The following is a 17,471-nucleotide window of genomic DNA, read 5'->3' as shown; positions in this document are numbered from 1 at the left end:
CTAGAGATCATGATTGAGATACCCGAATCAAATACAATCAGCCGTCAGGCCGAAACAATTCTGGCAGGGAAGCGGATAGTAAAGGTTGTACAGGCTACTAGTCCGCATAAGTTTACATGGTATAATGGCGATCCACTCTTGTATCCCGATATACTTGTCGGACGAGAGATTGAGGGGGTAAGAGGGTATGGAGCTTTTTTAGATATACTTTGCGACGAAGATGTGAAAATCTCCATAGGTGATGGCACAAATCTGAAATACTATCCTTCTTTCGAAAGCCATCCCGTCAAGCATCAGTTATTGATAGAGTTCGACGATAAAAGCTTTATGGCTTTCACCGTGTCTATGTATGGCGCCATCTATGCATATAAAGGAGAAATGGACAACTTCTATCATCGCAACAGCCTCAATAGTATTTCTCCTCTGGCAGATAAGTTTGACAGGCAGTATTTCGATAGCATATTCAGCAACGTGAAAAAAGATATGTCAGTAAAAGCCTTGCTGGCTACCGAACAACGCATACCGGGGCTGGGCAACGGCGTATTGCAGGATATACTGTTCAAGGCAGGGCTTCATCCGAAGCGAAAAATATCAACTATTTCCGATTTTGAAAGGGGAGACCTGTTTCATTGTCTGAAGGTTACATTGCAAAGTATGACCGATAAAGGAGGGCGCGATACAGAAAAGGACTTCTATGGCAATTTTGGAGGATATAAATGCCTTCTCTCCAAAAATACGTATAAGCGACCTTGTCCTAACTGTGGAGGCGAAATTGTGAAAGAAGCATATCTGGGGGGTACAGTGTATTATTGTCCATCTTGCCAGAAATAATAAATATCATTACGGTCATATAAATAAATCAAAGGGTTACCTAAGCGGGTAACCCTTTTTAGTATATGGTACAATATGAAAAGCTATTGCAGAAAAAGTAGTGTTTTTTATTATAGTGTTTTCAGCTTCAGATTGCGCCACAATACTTTAATTCCTCCACCATCGTGTATTTGGAGCGCAATACGCCCTTGTCCCTGTCCGATTTTTTCGTCCACGAGATTTACTATTTCTTCACCGTTGAGCCAGGTAGTAACTTTATCTCCCTGAACCAGAATGCGCATTGTGTTCCAGTCTCCGACTTTTAGCACATTATCTTTTTCTTTTGGAGCTTCTATGATCCATCCGCGTCCGTAAGATTCATAAATACCGCCTGTACCATGACCTTTAGGAGCTACTTCTACTTGCCATCCGTTTACTTTCACATCCTTTTCTATAAAAGAGCGGATAAATACGCCGGAGTTTCCGTCGGCTTCCTGCTTAAATTCGACAGTCAGGTCGAAATCATCATAATATTCGCGTGTGGCTAAGTAGCCGTATTGTTTGTCCGGGCCACTTTCGCAAACTAACAGCCCGTCCTGTACATACCATTTTTCGGTTCCGTATACATCCCATCCTGTAAGGTCTGTACCATTAAAGAGTGTCACCTCTTTTGTCTTGCGGGGAAGCTCTTTTATCTTGATATTGCGGAACGATGCCGGATATCCGTGATCTTGCAGGCATAGCACACCTTTTTTAGCCAGTCCGTATTCCGGTGCATTGTGCCATTTGCCGCTGTTCTTACGCGCATACCAGTCGTCGGTCCATGCCTCGAATTCAATTATCTTTACACCATTGAGCCAATGTTCAACATGCCCATTGTCGAATACAATTCTAGAATTGTTCCATTCTCCCTGTGGGTTTACTTTCATCAGAGATGTATCAGGAATATGCATCGCATAATCTGCACCCATATTTTGCCAGTCTTCCAGTTTGTCGGGGAAATTAGGGGCATCTATCAATTGGTATTCGGGGCCTGTAACATAAGGTACACTATATTGAGGGCGTTCTACCACATGGTACAACATACCGCTGTTGCCGCCTTTAGATAGCTTCCAGTCCCATGAAAGTTCGAAGTTTTCGTATTGCTTATCAGTTACAATATAACCGCTGGCATCGCTGCCATCGCCTTTGGCCTGGATACAACCTTCAACTACATGCCACGGCTGCGTAAGAGTTGTACCGTTATAGTCTTTCCATCCGGCCATTGTCTTTCCGTCAAATAGCAATTGCCATCCTTCGGCTTTTTCCTTTTCCGATAAAGTGTTTTCGGGTTGTGTACTGTTGCAGGAAGTCAATGCTATGGACAAGATAGCACATGATGTAATAAAGTTTTTAATTTTTGGTTTCATTAAATTAGGGCTTTGGTATTAAATAAAATAATTAACTATTTCAACAAAGATAATAAAAATGCTATAAAATAAAAGATTATTTGTCGATATAAGATATGTAAATATTGATATCTGTCTACTTTATTTATATAAATAATACTTTTTTGATAGCCGTTTGAAAGCCTCTGTGTCTTTATACCAAAAATCTTTAATATCGTCGAAGCTGTTATTTTTTGCGAAGGTCAATCTGATATAATCACTTCCCGCAACCTGGTCGAACATCCTGAAACGCTTTTGGTCAGCATTGTTGAATACAGCTTTGTCCGGATATAACTTAGCTACTTCCTGCATAACGTAGAATTGTATTTCGGACAATCTTGCCTTTTCGTAATCCATTATATGCACCTGCACCCCTTGATATAGTTTGCCTTGTCCTACCGAATAGAATGGTTTTAAGTGTATAGGTCGGAAATGTACACCGGGTAGTCGTAAACGATTCAGGTTTCCCGCTAAATCGTCAGCGTCGATCCACTCTGTTGCAAACATCTGAAAAGGGATTGTATACCCTACACCGATAGACATATATCCCAGTTCTCCCAATATGCCCGAAACCGGATAAAATATAGCAGAAACCGGCTGGGGAATGTGAGGTGATGATGGTATCCATTGCAGGCCTGTTTGGTCATAAGTCATTTTTCGTTTCCAGCCTTTCATTTTTACTACCTGTAGCTTGCATTTGCCTTTCAACATGTTTTCCCCATTGAGAAGCAATGCCAGTTCTCCGCAGGTTAGTCCATATACATATGGTATTTTGAACTGGCTCACAAATGATATAAAGCCGTCTTCTACCAGACAGCCTTCTACCTTTTGTCCGCCCAGAGGATTTGGTCTGTCCAGAACAACGAATTCGATATTGTTTTCTGCGGCTGCTTCCATAGCCAGCCCCATTGTGCTGATGTATGTGAATGAACGGCTGCCTATATCCTGTATGTCATATACAAGAACATCGATATCTTTCAGCATATCGGGTGTCGCTTTGCGTGTTTTACCATGAAGGGAATAAACCGTAAGCCCGGTTTTGGGGTCGGTGACGGTTTCTACATAGTCTCCGGCATGCCTGTCGCCTCGTACTCCATGTTCAGGAGCAAAAAGTGCTGTCAGATTTACATTCGGGGCCTCATAGAGTACATCAATAACAGACTTCATATTGTTATCGACTCCTGTAGGGTTTGTAATCAGACCTACGCGTTTTCCTTCCAGTATTTTAAAGTTTTGATCTTTCAGAACTTCAATGCCAGTTTTTATTCTTATTTTTTGAGCGAAACATAAGGCAGGGATTATTGATATAGCTGCCAATATCAGAAATATTTTTTTCATAATAGTAAATTAAATTATGAATACTTTGTTGATAGATGTTTACGAATGATAAAAGTAAAACGGCTTTATAAATAAAGGGAACGCCAAAAGCCGTTTTACTTATCAATCACCTATTAGAAAAAGGTTAACTCTATTATTATACTAATTCTTTTCTTTTACTTCGCCTTTTGCTTTTCCGTAGTTAGGATCTATTTTCAATAATGATACAGCGATAATAGGAATTATACTACATATCATTACCCAGATAAAGAAATGATTGTACCCTAACTGCTCCTGTAACCATCCGGCAAACATGCCCGGAAGCATCATTCCGGCAGCCATTAGTCCCGTACAGAATGCATAGTGTGCTGTTTTATGCTTCCCTTCGGAGAAATACATCAGATAAAGCATATATGCGGTAAATCCAAACCCGTAACCAAATTGCTCTATAAATACACATATGTTGATTATAAGCAGATTGTCCGTTTGCGAGAAACTAAGATACAGGAATGTTGCTATAGTCAGCAGCATACTTAGTGTCATAGGCCATAGCCATTTTTTAAGACCGCCACGCGCTGCAATAAAACCTCCGATTATCCCGCCCAGAGTAAGCCCTATGATGCCTACCGTACCATATACCAGACCGACTTCTCCTGTGGTGAGTCCGAGTCCTCCCACATCTTTAGGGTCGAGGAGAAACGGATTGATCAGTTTTATTACCTGTGCTTCCGAGAACCGGAATGTAAGCATGAAAAATATCGCTGTCCATACCTGCGGCTTTTTGAAAAAAGTGGCGAATGTGATACCGAATTCTTCAAATATTGATTTTGCAGTTACATGCGTATGCGGCTTATCCGAATCGGGTTTTGGCAGCATTATTTTATGATAGAAACCAAAGAAGACGAACAGGCCTGCCAGAACAAGGAATGTAATAGACCATGCAAACGGAATATTACCTGATAATCCTTTATATTCCACAGAACTGTTTGCTGCCAGCTTGGAGTCGACCTGAAATACCATATATGCAGGCTTATCCCAGTTATTTTCGTTGAAAGATAAACGGTCACCTTCTATAAGGGCGATACTTTTATCCCCTCTGTTCATCGTTGTATTCAACACCATATCCTTTCCTTGTTCAGGCTTTTGGGATAGGCTGACAATTGCAACAGCTACATTGCCTACATGTTCCGATTTGGCTACATATCTTTTCTCTCCAAATGTGTCTTTTATCCAGTTGCCAATAGGTTTGGATATATTCGTTTTCCACCATCCGTCATTATCCTTTTTTGTTTCTTCGTTTTTTGTAACAAAGCCATTATTCAGGTTCAGAGTAGATATGCTGTCGAGAAATATTTTCAGGCTGTCTTTGTTTACGCCATGTGTTCCTATTTGCAGATTGTCGTTGTGAACTATAAAGTGAATTTCTCCATCCTGAGGAGCAATATTCTGAATCTGGGGGATATATAATGTAGACTGAGTATACTGTGGGGATGCGTCTATATTTATTCTTACGGGTTCGCAGCCGGTGCTGCTTTCGAGGAAGCCGGCAAGAATGATCAGGATTCCCTGTCCGAATACCGTTGCTATGCGGTAGAAGGTACTTCTAATACCTACATATTTGGCCTGCTGATTCGTATCGAGTCCCAGCATATAAAAACCGTCGGCGGCAATATCGTGTGTGGCGGAACTGAATGCCAATAGGGCAAAGATGGCCAGAGTAGCCTGAAAGAAAAAAGGAACGGGGATAGTAAATGCAATGCCTGCAAATCCTGCACCGATGAGAAGTTGCATAGTTACAATCCACCAACGCTTTGTTTTTAACAAATCTACGAACGGACTCCATAGGAATTTTATAACCCACGGCAGATACAGCCAACTCGTGTAAAGTGCTATATCCGTGTTTGAAATACCCATCCGTTTGTACATAATGATGGATATCGTTTGCACGGCGACGTATGGCAATCCTTCGGCTAAGTATAGCGTCGGAATCCATGCCCAAGGCGATTTTTTGTTGTTTTTCATCTATATTCGGTTTCGTTTTTAACCTTCCTACTTCCTACTCATAGCTTTCTTCTATTTTTGCACCCACATAATAATGCAGTAATATTTTATCATAAGAATATCCTTCTTCTCCCATCACTGCCGCTCCTATCTGGCAAAGCCCCACACCATGACCCCAACCTGCACCTGTGAGGGTGAAACTATTGTCCGTTTTATCTACAATAAAAGCCGAACTGTAAAGATGCGAACTGGACAAAATACGGCGGATCTCCAGTTCTTTACCTATAATCATTGTCTTTTTAGACCCTACAATCTTCAGCTTTATCAGGCGGCCGGAAGTCCCTCTTTCGATAGGGATGAGTTCGTGAATAGTGCCGAAGTCGATACCGGAACGTTTATGAATCAGGGTTGATATTTCATCTTGTGAATATGTGACCTGCCAACGATAGAAGTCTGTCGTTTCCTGGTCATAATTATTCAATACCTGTCCCAGTATTTTTTTATCCTGTGTATTACAAAATGCGGTAGGGCGCGATTCTATCCATTTTACAGATTCTTGTTCGATGGCGAGATCGGGAATATCCGTACTATTTTCGCTATCCCGTAATTTTACCAGATAGGGATATTTTATATCCTCCCAGCAATTCTGGAATTCTTCCACCACTCCGCCGCAGCATTTCGAAAAGCGGGCATCACATATTTTATTTTCCGACATCAATACCTGTCCCCGTGTCTCAGTTATAGCCTCTCTGACAGTATCAATATTTGCCGAAGCGCGGGTTATACCCTGATATCGCTGACAATGGTCGTCGGCACATACATCAAAGTTTAGATGGTCTTCGCGGTCGTACCAGTGGATAATTTCATCTTCGGTTTCGGTAGATGTTGTATATTTTTCTTTGTTTGCTGCTATTTCCTTGTTCTTCTCGATCTGTGCTAATAGCCAGCTCCGGGATATAACTGCGTGGGCTTTTAGTAATTCCAGAGAAGCAGTCGCACTCATTTCAGACGAAATGACGCTGGTAAGATAATCTTCTATTTTGAGTATATTGATAGCTGTGATTTCATTGTTTTCCACTATCAGTTTCAATGCACCCTGAAACCGCTGGTCTTCTTTTCGTTCCCAGTGAAAGTTGATTCCGATAGTTACCTCTTTTAGCATGAATGATGCTTCGTTATCATTAGGAATAAAGAGTAATTCTCTGTAAAAACTGTCGTTCCAGGATATTAGTCCATACTTGCAAGATACGGATTGCTTGCCTGTAACTTCATTTTTCTGACAGATATATTGCCTGTCGAGTACGAAGGATATTTCCTTGTTCCACAAAATGCCCACACTTACTTCCGGTTCCATATCAGTTTAAAGTTATAAGTGAAAAGTGAAGAGTGAAAAATGCGCTGGCGACAGAGAGCAGCTAACTACTCGTATCTCATATAATTCTTCATTTTTCATTTTTCATTAATTTACATATAGCTTGCATCTTTTCATTACTGATGCATATTTCTTTCAGGATGCCTTCAATGTCTCTAGCGGTTATCTTGTCATAATCTTTTTCTAATGGCGTGATAAATACACCACCTAAATCTACAGCTGCCGGACTAATAAGTAAATTATCATCGCCTTCGGCAAAGAAACAGGCCGGGCGATGTTTTTCGCGCGGGAATACACAGCTATAATACTTATCCTCTTCGTGCCAGCAGAGGATATTCATCATAGGTTCTTTATCACCTTCGTTCCAATCGAGTAAAGCATATAGTTTTTTGAAAAAGATAACAGCATCGTCTTTATTTGTGGTCTCCAGCAAAAAGAAATTGCGAAGATACTCCTTTACAGCATATACGGTTAGGCCTTCCGATTTATATATCACCTCTTTGGCAATACTCCAAATGTCTTTCTCTATGGGGAGGAAACCTTTTATTCCTGCCTGAAAATGGGCATGGTCGGGAGCAGATGCACCACATTTAGGACCATTGTAAAACAAGGTATATTCACTGAGGCATTTAGCCAGATCGAGCATATCTCCATAGCGGTTCAGTATCAGTTGGTCTACATGGCTATATGTCGGAATGGTGAAATGTTCGGGAAAAATAGGGTAGGGGTTCACCAATATCTGATAGTCCGTGCCAAATGGAACGCCTTCTTGCTCTATAGGTAAATTCTGCGGGCAAAGAAAGCATTTTCTTTCCTGAATAGACTTTGCGTCTACTTTTGCTGCAGATGACAAGATGCGTGCGGGATTGAACTGTACCCTGACTGGAAAACAGCCAAAAGAAAAATCTTTGGACTTCACTTTTTCTAAAGCCTTATAATTTGTCCGGGCGAGTTCCCATTTTTCGAGTTGAGAATGGAATAACTCCCTTATCTTGAGAGAAGATGCAGTCATGTTTTTTATTTTTTATTCAAAGCTATACGTGCTTCCAGTTCCCATGTGCGGATCCTGTCTTTATAGGTATTGTGGTTATTCATCTTTACTATATCGAGCGAAGCATCTGAATTATCGTCCCAGCGGCGGCACAGATATAGAACGTCATAAATACGTCCAATCTGGTATTCCCGTGAAAAATGTAAGCCTAAGGCATAATCTTCTCCGTAGCTGGTGTTCGGTACCTTTATCTCCCTTAGTACAGGAGTATAGAATGCGCGGGGAGCGCCAAGTCCGTTGATACGCAATGCATTATTGCGGCCGTTTTCCGGAGTCCATTCCTTGTGATCGATAATACCCGGTGGTATCATCTTCATATCGAAGTCGGTGAGCATATATGTGCCTACTACCATCGCACAATTCTGTTCGTAGAAAGCATCCACTATTTTTTGCAAAGTATTCTCGTCCGAATATACATCATCACTGTCGAGCTGTATGGCGAATTTACCACATTTAGGGTGATGCACGCCTGCATTCCAGCAGCCGCCTATTCCCAATTCTTTATTTTCGGGTATAATATGTATCAAACGATTGTCGGAAGCAAATTTATCAATGGCATCAGTTGTTCCGTCTGTAGAGTAATTGTCTATAACGATGAGGTTAAATTTGAAGTTGGTCTTCTGATTCAGAACCGATTTTATAGCGTCTCCGATAGTTCGTATACGGTTACGGACCGGAATAATGACAGATGCTTCATATTCGAAATCAAATTTATTAAATTCAACTTTCCTGAATTTTGGAGCCAGATAGCCGCCGATTTTTTTCAGATGGTCTGTGCAGGCCTCTTCCATCTCTATTTGTACCTCACGGTTTTTAGGGTCTACGTAATCGAATATCTTTTCACCGCTTTTACGCGTGTCGTTCTCTATTTCGGTATATAAATATTCATTAATGTGGACCAGGTTGGCAGCTTGGGATACTTTCAGGCGTAAGTCGTAAATTCCGGCGAATTTGTATTCTTTATCCATCTTATCCACAGCTTTTTTCAATTCGCTTGTTTTATATAATATAAGGGATCCGAAATTGAAATCGTCCCTCAGACTACCCTTCTGATAAGCAATAAGAGGATTGTTTTTCTTTTCTTCGCCAATTACCTGATAATGGTCGGCATAAACAAATCCGGCATCTGAATCTTTGATTATCTGCAACATGCGGTCGAGAGCAAACATACCTAGGCGAAGGTCGGCTGATTTGGTGTAAATCAGTGTATAATCAGTATCCGCTTTTGCTGCAATCTTTTTTATTGTGGCCGTTGAACGTAGAGAATCAATGCCGATTGTTTCACAGCCATTTATTTTATCTTTGGTATCATTGTCTGTTAATAAATAAATCTTGTTTGACAGTGATGATTGTTTCAGGGTGATAACTGTATTTTTAGCCTGTTCGGCGCTTTGGAAAGGTATAAAACAATTGATTTTCATTTTTATGCCGGTTTTATTGTTATATATTAGTTACAAGTTATAATTTGATCTGTTGAAATTAGAATCCAGTGATACCAATGTTTTATATAACCGATAGACAGGTTGTTGTGTATATAGATTAATAAATCCTTTTCAGCATTCTTTTAAGGTCGTGAATCACATATCACAAATTTATATTCTATATCTCAAATAAGACGATGCGAGGTGTTAAATTATAATTCAATTAATATTTATTATATGTTAGATACATATTTTCACAAATATTTATCGCTCTTATGATATTCTATTAAGCCTTTGATAGGATTCTCGATTATTATATCTATATGAATATTAAGTTCGTCGGCTATCTCCCTGATAATATCTGCATACATATTGGCAATAGTCCCTACTACTCTGACAGGATACTCCGTGTAATCGTATTGCAGGATATTTCTTTCGAAGAAGGAACGTAGGTTGCGATATACCAGATTTTTTACATACGGGTCGTCCATATGATCGTATAAGAAATAAGACATGACGGACAGCAGTTTGTTTGGAAAGGGTTTTGTGTATACATAGTCTATTATTTCGTCGGGGGTGATTTTATATTTTTCGTAGAATAATTCCGCTAGCATTGCAGGAGCGAGCCCTTTCAGGCAATCGGCAACGAATGTTTTTCCCATCGAAGCGCCGCTACCTTCGTCGCCGAGAATATACCCAAGCGATTTGATGTTTTTTATTATGTCAGTCCCATCATAAAAACATGAATTGGAGCCTGTACCTAATATACAGGCTATTCCGGCCTTATCCTGAAATAATGCTCTGGCCGATCCCAAGAGGTCACTCTCTATCACGGCAGGAGTTCTGAATTGCGCCTCAAAAGATGCTTTTACAATACCTTTTTTTTCAGGGGAAGAGCACCCCGCGCCATAAAAATAAATGGTATTAAACTTCGCCCTGAAAAATATTTGGGGAAGCTGTATCCGAATCAGACGGCTAATCTCTTTCCGTGACTGAAAAAAGGGATTAATACCATCCGACAGGAAATGGGCTGCGATGCCTTCCCTGTCTACCAAACACCATTCGGTTTTTGTAGAGCCACTTTCTGCGATTAAGATCACAAGTTTGTTTATTTATTTCCTGCAAAGATATAAAAAATAGATATGCGGTTTAACTCTTTCTGCCCCTAACTATTTTATATTCCTTCAACTTATAAAATAGGAACGATGAATATGAAAAAAATAGGTGATGACCGTCCAATCAAAATAATGATTTTTAATAAATAAGTCGGAATTATACTGAATTATCACACAAATAAACACAATTATTAATAATGTGTAAACTTAGATTTATTGATTTCAAATTGATAAGTTAATTTAGAAAAGTATCTTACATTTGCGGAAATATATATTTCATTATTTACTTAAAACATCCACTATGAAACCTTTATTTTTTACATTATTCCTGCTTTTACCTTTGACTTTTTTTGCTCAAAGTAAACTTGCATATGTCAATGTTGACGAAGTTTTTTCTAAAATGCCGGAATTAAAAGATGTAGAGACAAAACTATCGACAAAAAACGAGGCTGTAAAAAAGAGCCTGACTGCTATGCAAACCGAATACAATCAGATGCTTGAAAGGTATGGAAAGACCCCTACCGATAGTATAACGCAGGCAATTGCTGAAGACAGACAAAAACAAATGATGGATTTTCAGGAAAGATATCGTGTGTTTTCAAATAATAGCCAACAGGAACTGGAAAAAGAACAACAAACACTTCTGGCTCCATTGCAACAGAAATTGATGAAAGCAATAAAAGATGTTGGAGAAGAAAATGGTTATACTTATATCTTCAACTCAGGCGCTTTACTCCATATAGGAGCTGATGCTAAAGATGCTAACGGGCAGGTGAAGGCTAAATTGGGAATTACAAATTGATATTGTTCATATTGAACAATTAATTACTTATTTACAAACAGAAGAAAGGCTTCGAATGAAACATTCGAAGCCTTTCTTGTATCTATATAATATCTGGCTTGTCAGATATTTTCCATATTTCTTTTCACAAAGTTATTTAATGCTTCCCCTTTGAGCATACCGTTAGATAAGAGGGCAAGATCTATCAGTTGACGTATATTTGTGCTCTGGGTAGCGTACAAACTTACAGCTTCCTTGTCTTTGCCATCAATATCAACCATGATTTTTTTGATTAACGGATGTTCTACATTCAATACCAGATTGTAGCTGTTAGGCATCTCTCCATAAAATCCCATACCGGTTTGCATAGCGGACATTTCTTTCATCCGGCGCATAAATTCGTTTTGAGTTATCTGGATTGGCTGATCCTTTTCATCCAAAGCCTTATAATCTACGATAAATTCAGTTTTCTCTATCTTTGGAAGTTGGGATGTGAAGGCTTCGTTCAACTCTTCTTTCTGCTTGTCGGTCAGATTAACCTCTTTGCTGTCTTCTTTCTGAATAAGGTTGTCGATAGTGTCGGCATCTACCCTGACAAACTTACTTTTTTCGAATTTTTGTTCCAGCATACCGGCCATATGCACATCGAGTTGCCCGTCGAAAAGAATCACATCATAACCTTTGTCTTTAGCCGTATTGATATAAGAATATTGTTCGTCCTTATTGCTTGCATATAAATATATAAGGTTACCGTCTTTATCTGTTTGGCTAGATGAGATCAATGTCTTGTATTCTTCGAATGTAAATGCTTTGGCATCCGTATTCTTTAATAGGCATATTTTCTGTGCACGTTCATAGAACTTATCGTCTGTGAGCATGCCATATTCTATAAATATTTTCAGGCTATCCCATCTTTCTTCAAACCGTGAGCGATCATTTTTGAATATTTCTTCAAGGCGATCAGCTACTTTTTTAGTAATATGATTCGATATTTTCTTCACATTCTGGTCACTTTGCAGGTAAGAACGTGAAACGTTGAGCGGAATATCCGGAGAATCAAGAACCCCGTGCATCAATGTTAGAAATTCCGGAACAATACCTTCTACCGAATCGGTAACGAATACCTGATTGCTATAAAGCTGAATCTTGTTACGGTTCATGTCCACATTGCTCTTTATTTGCGGAAAATAAAGCACACCTGTCAGTTTGAACGGGTAGTCTACATTCAGGTGTATCCAGAACATAGGCTCGTCAGAAAATGGATAAAGTTCCTGATAGAATTTTTTATAATCTTCGTCTTTCAGATCTGCAGGTTTGCGTGTCCAAAGCGGATTGGTATCATTTATTATATTATCTTCTTCCGTTTCGACTGATTTTCCGTCTTTCCATTCTGTTTTTTTACCAAAAACAATTGGTACAGGTAGGAAACGGCAATATTTTTTTAGTAATTTATCAATCTCTCCCTGTTCAAGGAAATTTTTGTTTTCGTCATCTATATATAATATTATGTCTGTACCCCGCTCAGCTTTTTCTATAGCTTCTATAGTGTATTCCGGCGAGCCGTCGCAACTCCATTTAACAGCTTCTGCTCCTTCTTTAAATGATCTGGTGATAATCTCCACTTTTTTGGACACCATAAAAGACGAATAGAACCCAAGGCCAAAATGCCCAATTATGGAATTGGCATCTTTCTTATATTTATCAAGGAATTCGTTTGCTGAAGAGAACGCAATTTGATTTATATACTTATCTATCTCTTCATTTGTCATACCAATACCATTGTCGGATATTGTAAGTGTTCCGTTATCCTTATCTATTTTAACTTTTACTGAAAGATTTCCTAGCTCACCTTTGAATTCTCCTAAAGAAGCGTATGTTTTTAACTTTTGGGAGGCATCTACGGCATTAGAAACTAGTTCACGAAGAAAAATTTCATGATCACTATATAAAAATTTCTTTATAATTGGGAAAATATTCTCAGTTGTAACCCCAATTTTACCATTTTGTTGCATATTATTAATATTTAAATTCGTATATTTGTTTTTGTAGTATGAGGGGACAAAATAAGTGCCAAAAATTTTCGTAGTGACATTTTGTCGGAGGCCTAAAAGTATTATTTATATACATTTTTAGTTAATAGAAATTATTTATAATACATAAACTCTCTCAGATTGTTTTTTAGTTTTCTGATTATCAAATAATTAAAAATGTAAATTTTAGTAATTAACATTTTTATTTAACAAATAAACTAATTTTTAACTAAGATGAAAAAAAGTATTTACCTTTGTTTTAACAACAGGAAAATATGAAATGCCTGCTGCAACTATAAAATAAATTAGACTATATTTCGCCAACTTAATACTTAATAAACGATGGCAACACTAGATAAAAATAATAAAGGTTTTGAAGATAAGTTGATAGACTTACAGAACAATATGATGAATTTTGCGCTAACCCTTACATCAAATAGAGAAGAAGCTAAAGATCTGTTGCAGGAAACAACTCTGAGGGCTTTGGATAACAGGGAGAAGTATTACGAAAATGTTAATTTTAAAGGTTGGGTGTTTACTATAATGCATAATATATTTGTAAACAACTATCGCCGTGTGGTTCGCAGCCAAACAATGATCGATCAAACAGAGAATTTATATCATCTGAATATGCCTCAGGATTCGGGATTCGATACACCGGAAGGTGCGTATACTGTATCTGAAATATCCAGAGTAATAAACAGCTTTTCAGATGAGTATAAAGTTCCTTTCTCAATGCATGTTACAGGATTTAAATACGAAGAAATAGCTCAGCAATTAAGCCTGCCTATAGGTACTGTAAAGAGCCGTATTTTCTTCGCCAGAAAACGCCTTCAGGAATTATTAGCTGACTATAAATTCCAGGACAGGGAATAATATTGTTCCTACTTTGATAATACAGCCTGCAAGTATTTTGCAGGCTTTTTTTATATTTTAGCTTCCCATTTCAGAGGGCAGGGTAAACTCTATATAATCGAAAATATGTCGAAAGATTATGTCCGGTAAATTATTTTATTCTGCACAATAGTCATATTCCACAATTGTTTCCCATCCGTTTTTAACATACTTGGAATCAACAGAGAATTCAGCCGCACCTATATCCAGGTCATCGGAACAAGGAATCCTGTAATGCCCCCATGCACAACGTTTCGACGATTTTATGGCAGGATTATAGCTGGTCCATGTACCAAGGAACTGGTTGTTACAATAACCGTCAGCATCGGACATCAGATCGTCATACAAAAGATTTCCATCTTCATCTATATACCAGTAAGTAACTAGCTTACCTGAAAATATACCACTGTTTTTTTGTTCCTTATTTTCGCTGAAAGAAAAATCAGCCATAATATATCCTTGACTGACAGGTTGTGTTTCCTCTTCTTCGTCCACGTCCACATCAATGTTGCTGTATTCCCTGACACCTGTAATTTTTATTGTACCTTCAAAGTCGCAAATGTTTGTTTTTACTTTCGAATTGCCTTTAACATGATAGGTGTTTGCCGAGGTGCGTTCTATATCTGTAAAATTGATATACAAACGTTGATAGTCATTCCCTATATATCCCAGATAACATGTCTGACTATCGAGCCACAAGGGAGAAAAATCAAGATCGTCAAGGAAACCCGGCTCCGGAGAAACGGTTTCGGCTTCCAATACAAAATCCTTTATCCATTCATCTGCGCTACAATTAGTCTGTGCATGCACAGACAGCGCTATACTCATCAAAAACACACACAAGACCTTTTTCATTTATATAATATTTTTTTTAATTCCTCGTCAGTCAGATTTTCACCCACTTCATCGAATGTCAGCCTGAATGTACATCCGGCTTTCCATTCCGAACAGCCATAAGCCGTTTTTCCTTTCAATACCGTCCCTTTTTTACATAAAGGACAAAGAAGTGGCTGCTGTACGGATTCTGTTTGAACTGCTTTTTCCGTTTTTTCCTTTTTTACTCTCGGTTTTCGTTCCGAAGCAGGCTTTTTCTCTTTTGGTGCTTTTTGTTTCGGTTTCTCGGCTTCCTCTTTCACTGCCGCTTCTATTGTTATCCGGCTACCCCAGTCACTTTTTACATTGGTTACAATCTCGGTAAGCATCTGTTTCAGTTCGTCGATAAACTGGCGAGGATCGTATTCACTCTTCTCTATTTGACGGAGTTTCTTTTCCCAAAGTCCGGTAAGCTCTGCCGATTTCAACAGTTCTTCCTTAATTGTGCCTATCAGTTCCACACCAGTCTGCGTAGCATAGAGGTTTTTCCGTTCCTTACGGATATAGTTGCGTTTAAATAATGTTTCTATTATAGCGGCACGGGTCGACGGGCGTCCTATACCGTTTTCTTTCAGGGCATCACGCAGTTCATCGTCTTCTACCAGCTTACCTGCGGTTTCCATCGCCCGTAGCAGCGTTGCTTCGGTGTAATACTTGGGCGGTTGTGTCCACTTTTCGTTCAGTGCAGGCTCATGCGGGCCTTTTTCACCTTTTACGAACGGAGGGAGTATATTATCATCTTCCTTGTCTGTTTCCTCTTCTTCCTGATTAGGGTTATTCAGGTTATTGGCAGGCCTTTCGAATACCACACGCCATCCGGGTTCTAGTATTTGCTTACCGGTTACCTTAAATTCCACTTTGGCAGCTTCGCCCAATACGGTAGTGGTGGAAATCTTACAATTCGGGTAGAATGCCGCAATAAAACGACGGGTAATAAGGTCGTACACTTTGCGCTCTTCGGCCGATATGGAGTTGGCCCTTACTCCTGTAGGTATGATGGCATGGTGGTCGGTGACCTTGCTGTTATCGAATACCTTTTTTGATTTTGGTATTTTAGGTAATGCCAGTACCGGCTTAACCAATTCCTCATATCCCGCTAAGCCTCTCAGTATAGCAGGTACCTTCGGATACATATCGTCGCTCAGATAAGTGGTGTCGACGCGGGGGTAAGTGGTTAGTTTCTTCTCATATAGCGATTGTATCGTTTTCAACGTATCTTCTGCCGAGAAAGCGAATTTCTTATTGCATTCCACCTGTAAAGCTGTGAGATCGAACAGGCGGGGAGCCAACTCTTCACCGTTCTTTGTGGTAACGTCCGTTACTTCAAATTCAGACAATTTTATTTCTTCAAGAAACTTTTCTCCTTCTTCCTTCGAAGTAAAACGACCTTTAGTTGCTGAAAATGTCGTTTCCCTATATACCGTTTTCAGTTCCCAATACGGTTCGGGTTTGAAGTTTTCTATTTCAAGCTGACGGTTTACAATCAATGCCAGGGTAGGGGTTTGTACCCTTCCTATGGACAATACGGAGCGGTTTTGACCGTATTTTACAGTATATAGCCGTGTTGCGTTCATTCCCAGTAGCCAGTCACCGATGGCCCGGGACAATCCTGCTTCATAAAGTTTATCGAATGCGGTCTGATCTTTCAGATTATTGAACCCTTCGCGAATAGAGTCTTCTGTCAGTGAAGATATCCACAAACGCTTTACCGGAGCTTTATTCTGCGCTTTCTGCATTACCCATCGCTGAATAAGTTCACCTTCTTGTCCGGCATCACCGCAGTTGATTACTTCATCTGCTTCAGACATCAGTTTTTCTATTACGGCAAACTGTTTTTTTACCCCTTCGTTTTCGATAAGCCTGATACCAAAACGGGGTGGAATCATAGGCAATAAGTCCAGTGACCACTGTTTCCACTGCGGGGCATATTCGTGCGGTTCTTTGAGCGTACAGAAATGTCCGAACGTCCATGTTACCTGATAGCCATTGCCCTCAAAATATCCGTCCTTGCGGGCATTTGCCCCCAGTATTCCGGCTATTTCACGTGCTACGCTTGGTTTTTCGGCTATGCAGACTTTCATGTTTTATAGAGTTACAAGAAAAAAAATAGTGTTTATTAACTGTATATAGTTAAAAAGTAACAGAAGTAACGGAAAACAATTAATAATTATTTTGTCATGCTAAGTGTTGTGAAGCATCTCCTTCTTTAAAAAGTAACAAAGGTAACACCTTTTTCTACTTGTTATTTTCTCAAAACTTGACAAACCTGACACTTTTTAGACTATTTTTATTTGTAAGTTTTTTCTTATTACTTTAACTTAATACGTGCAAGAACTACCAACTGACAACCAAAGACAGCCAGCTGATATATAGATAAAA

Annotated in this window: 13 protein-coding genes; 3 read left to right on the top strand and 10 right to left on the bottom strand. The window is 39.2% G+C overall.

Annotated elements, in window-relative coordinates:
• The first annotated feature begins 9 nt into the window (after positions 1 to 9).
• Complete coding sequence (locus HMPREF9455_RS08870) at positions 10 to 831, top strand: formamidopyrimidine-DNA glycosylase (protein WP_006799317.1); 822 nt, start codon at positions 10 to 12, stop codon at positions 829 to 831.
• Between the two features lie 110 nt (positions 832 to 941).
• On the opposite strand, the gene HMPREF9455_RS08865 is transcribed toward HMPREF9455_RS08870, so the two are convergent.
• The 7 genes from HMPREF9455_RS08865 to HMPREF9455_RS08835 all read right to left on the bottom strand — a co-directional run bounded on the left by HMPREF9455_RS08865 (position 942) and on the right by HMPREF9455_RS08835 (position 10,499).
• A complete protein-coding gene (locus HMPREF9455_RS08865) occupies positions 942 to 2,219 on the bottom strand; it encodes a 3-keto-disaccharide hydrolase (protein ID WP_006799316.1) in 1,278 nt (425 codons plus the stop codon).
• Between the two features lie 120 nt (positions 2,220 to 2,339).
• The gene (locus HMPREF9455_RS08860; RefSeq protein ID WP_006799315.1) at positions 2,340 to 3,575 is read right to left on the bottom strand and encodes an exo-beta-N-acetylmuramidase NamZ family protein; all 1,236 of its coding nucleotides are present in this window, start codon (positions 3,573 to 3,575) and stop codon (positions 2,340 to 2,342) included.
• A gap of 141 nt (positions 3,576 to 3,716) precedes the next feature.
• Positions 3,717 to 5,576, bottom strand: a complete 1,860-nt coding sequence (locus HMPREF9455_RS08855; RefSeq protein ID WP_006799314.1) for an MFS transporter — start codon at positions 5,574 to 5,576, stop codon at positions 3,717 to 3,719.
• Positions 5,577 to 5,610: 34 nt separating this feature from the next.
• On the bottom strand, positions 5,611 to 6,909 hold the full coding sequence (locus HMPREF9455_RS08850; RefSeq protein ID WP_006799313.1) for a SpoIID/LytB domain-containing protein: 1,299 nt from the start codon (positions 6,907 to 6,909) through the stop codon (positions 5,611 to 5,613).
• Between the two features lie 88 nt (positions 6,910 to 6,997).
• On the bottom strand, positions 6,998 to 7,939 hold the full coding sequence (locus tag HMPREF9455_RS08845; RefSeq protein WP_006799312.1) for a DUF4922 domain-containing protein: 942 nt from the start codon (positions 7,937 to 7,939) through the stop codon (positions 6,998 to 7,000).
• Positions 7,940 to 7,944: 5 nt separating this feature from the next.
• Complete coding sequence (locus HMPREF9455_RS08840) at positions 7,945 to 9,399, bottom strand: glycosyltransferase family 2 protein (protein WP_006799311.1); 1,455 nt, start codon at positions 9,397 to 9,399, stop codon at positions 7,945 to 7,947.
• A gap of 254 nt (positions 9,400 to 9,653) precedes the next feature.
• Positions 9,654 to 10,499, bottom strand: coding sequence for a hypothetical protein (locus HMPREF9455_RS08835; RefSeq protein WP_006799310.1), 846 nt, complete (start codon positions 10,497 to 10,499; stop codon positions 9,654 to 9,656).
• Positions 10,500 to 10,815: 316 nt separating this feature from the next.
• On the opposite strand from HMPREF9455_RS08835, the gene HMPREF9455_RS08830 reads away from it, so the two are divergent.
• Complete coding sequence (locus tag HMPREF9455_RS08830; RefSeq protein ID WP_006799309.1) at positions 10,816 to 11,316, top strand: OmpH/Skp family outer membrane protein; 501 nt, start codon at positions 10,816 to 10,818, stop codon at positions 11,314 to 11,316.
• Between the two features lie 101 nt (positions 11,317 to 11,417).
• Here the strand turns inward: HMPREF9455_RS08830 and htpG are convergent, their stop codons facing one another.
• Positions 11,418 to 13,307 (bottom strand): molecular chaperone HtpG, encoded by a 1,890-nt coding sequence (gene htpG / locus HMPREF9455_RS08825; RefSeq protein WP_006799308.1) that lies wholly within the window; start codon positions 13,305 to 13,307, stop codon positions 11,418 to 11,420.
• 360 nt (positions 13,308 to 13,667) lie between these two features.
• Between htpG and HMPREF9455_RS08820 the strand changes: the two genes are divergently transcribed.
• Positions 13,668 to 14,201 carry an RNA polymerase sigma factor gene (locus HMPREF9455_RS08820; RefSeq protein ID WP_006799307.1) on the top strand — a complete coding sequence of 178 codons (534 nt, stop codon included), beginning with the start codon at positions 13,668 to 13,670 and terminating at the stop codon, positions 14,199 to 14,201.
• 135 nt (positions 14,202 to 14,336) lie between these two features.
• On the opposite strand, the gene HMPREF9455_RS08815 is transcribed toward HMPREF9455_RS08820, so the two are convergent.
• Entirely contained in the window at positions 14,337 to 15,074 is a 738-nt protein-coding gene (locus HMPREF9455_RS08815; protein ID WP_006799306.1) for a hypothetical protein, read from the bottom strand.
• Positions 15,071 to 17,173: a DNA topoisomerase 3 gene (locus HMPREF9455_RS08810; protein WP_006799305.1), complete on the bottom strand. Its 2,103-nt coding sequence runs from the start codon at positions 17,171 to 17,173 to the stop codon at positions 15,071 to 15,073. Before HMPREF9455_RS08810 ends, HMPREF9455_RS08815 begins: the two co-directional genes overlap by 4 nt.
• Positions 17,174 to 17,471: the final 298 nt, after the last annotated feature.

The sequence above is a fragment of the Dysgonomonas gadei ATCC BAA-286 genome, from assembly GCF_000213555.1.
GTDB classification, from domain to species: domain Bacteria; phylum Bacteroidota; class Bacteroidia; order Bacteroidales; family Dysgonomonadaceae; genus Dysgonomonas; species Dysgonomonas gadei.
The sequence above is the reverse complement of the archived record's forward strand: the minus strand, read 5'-3'. Positions and strand labels throughout refer to the sequence as shown.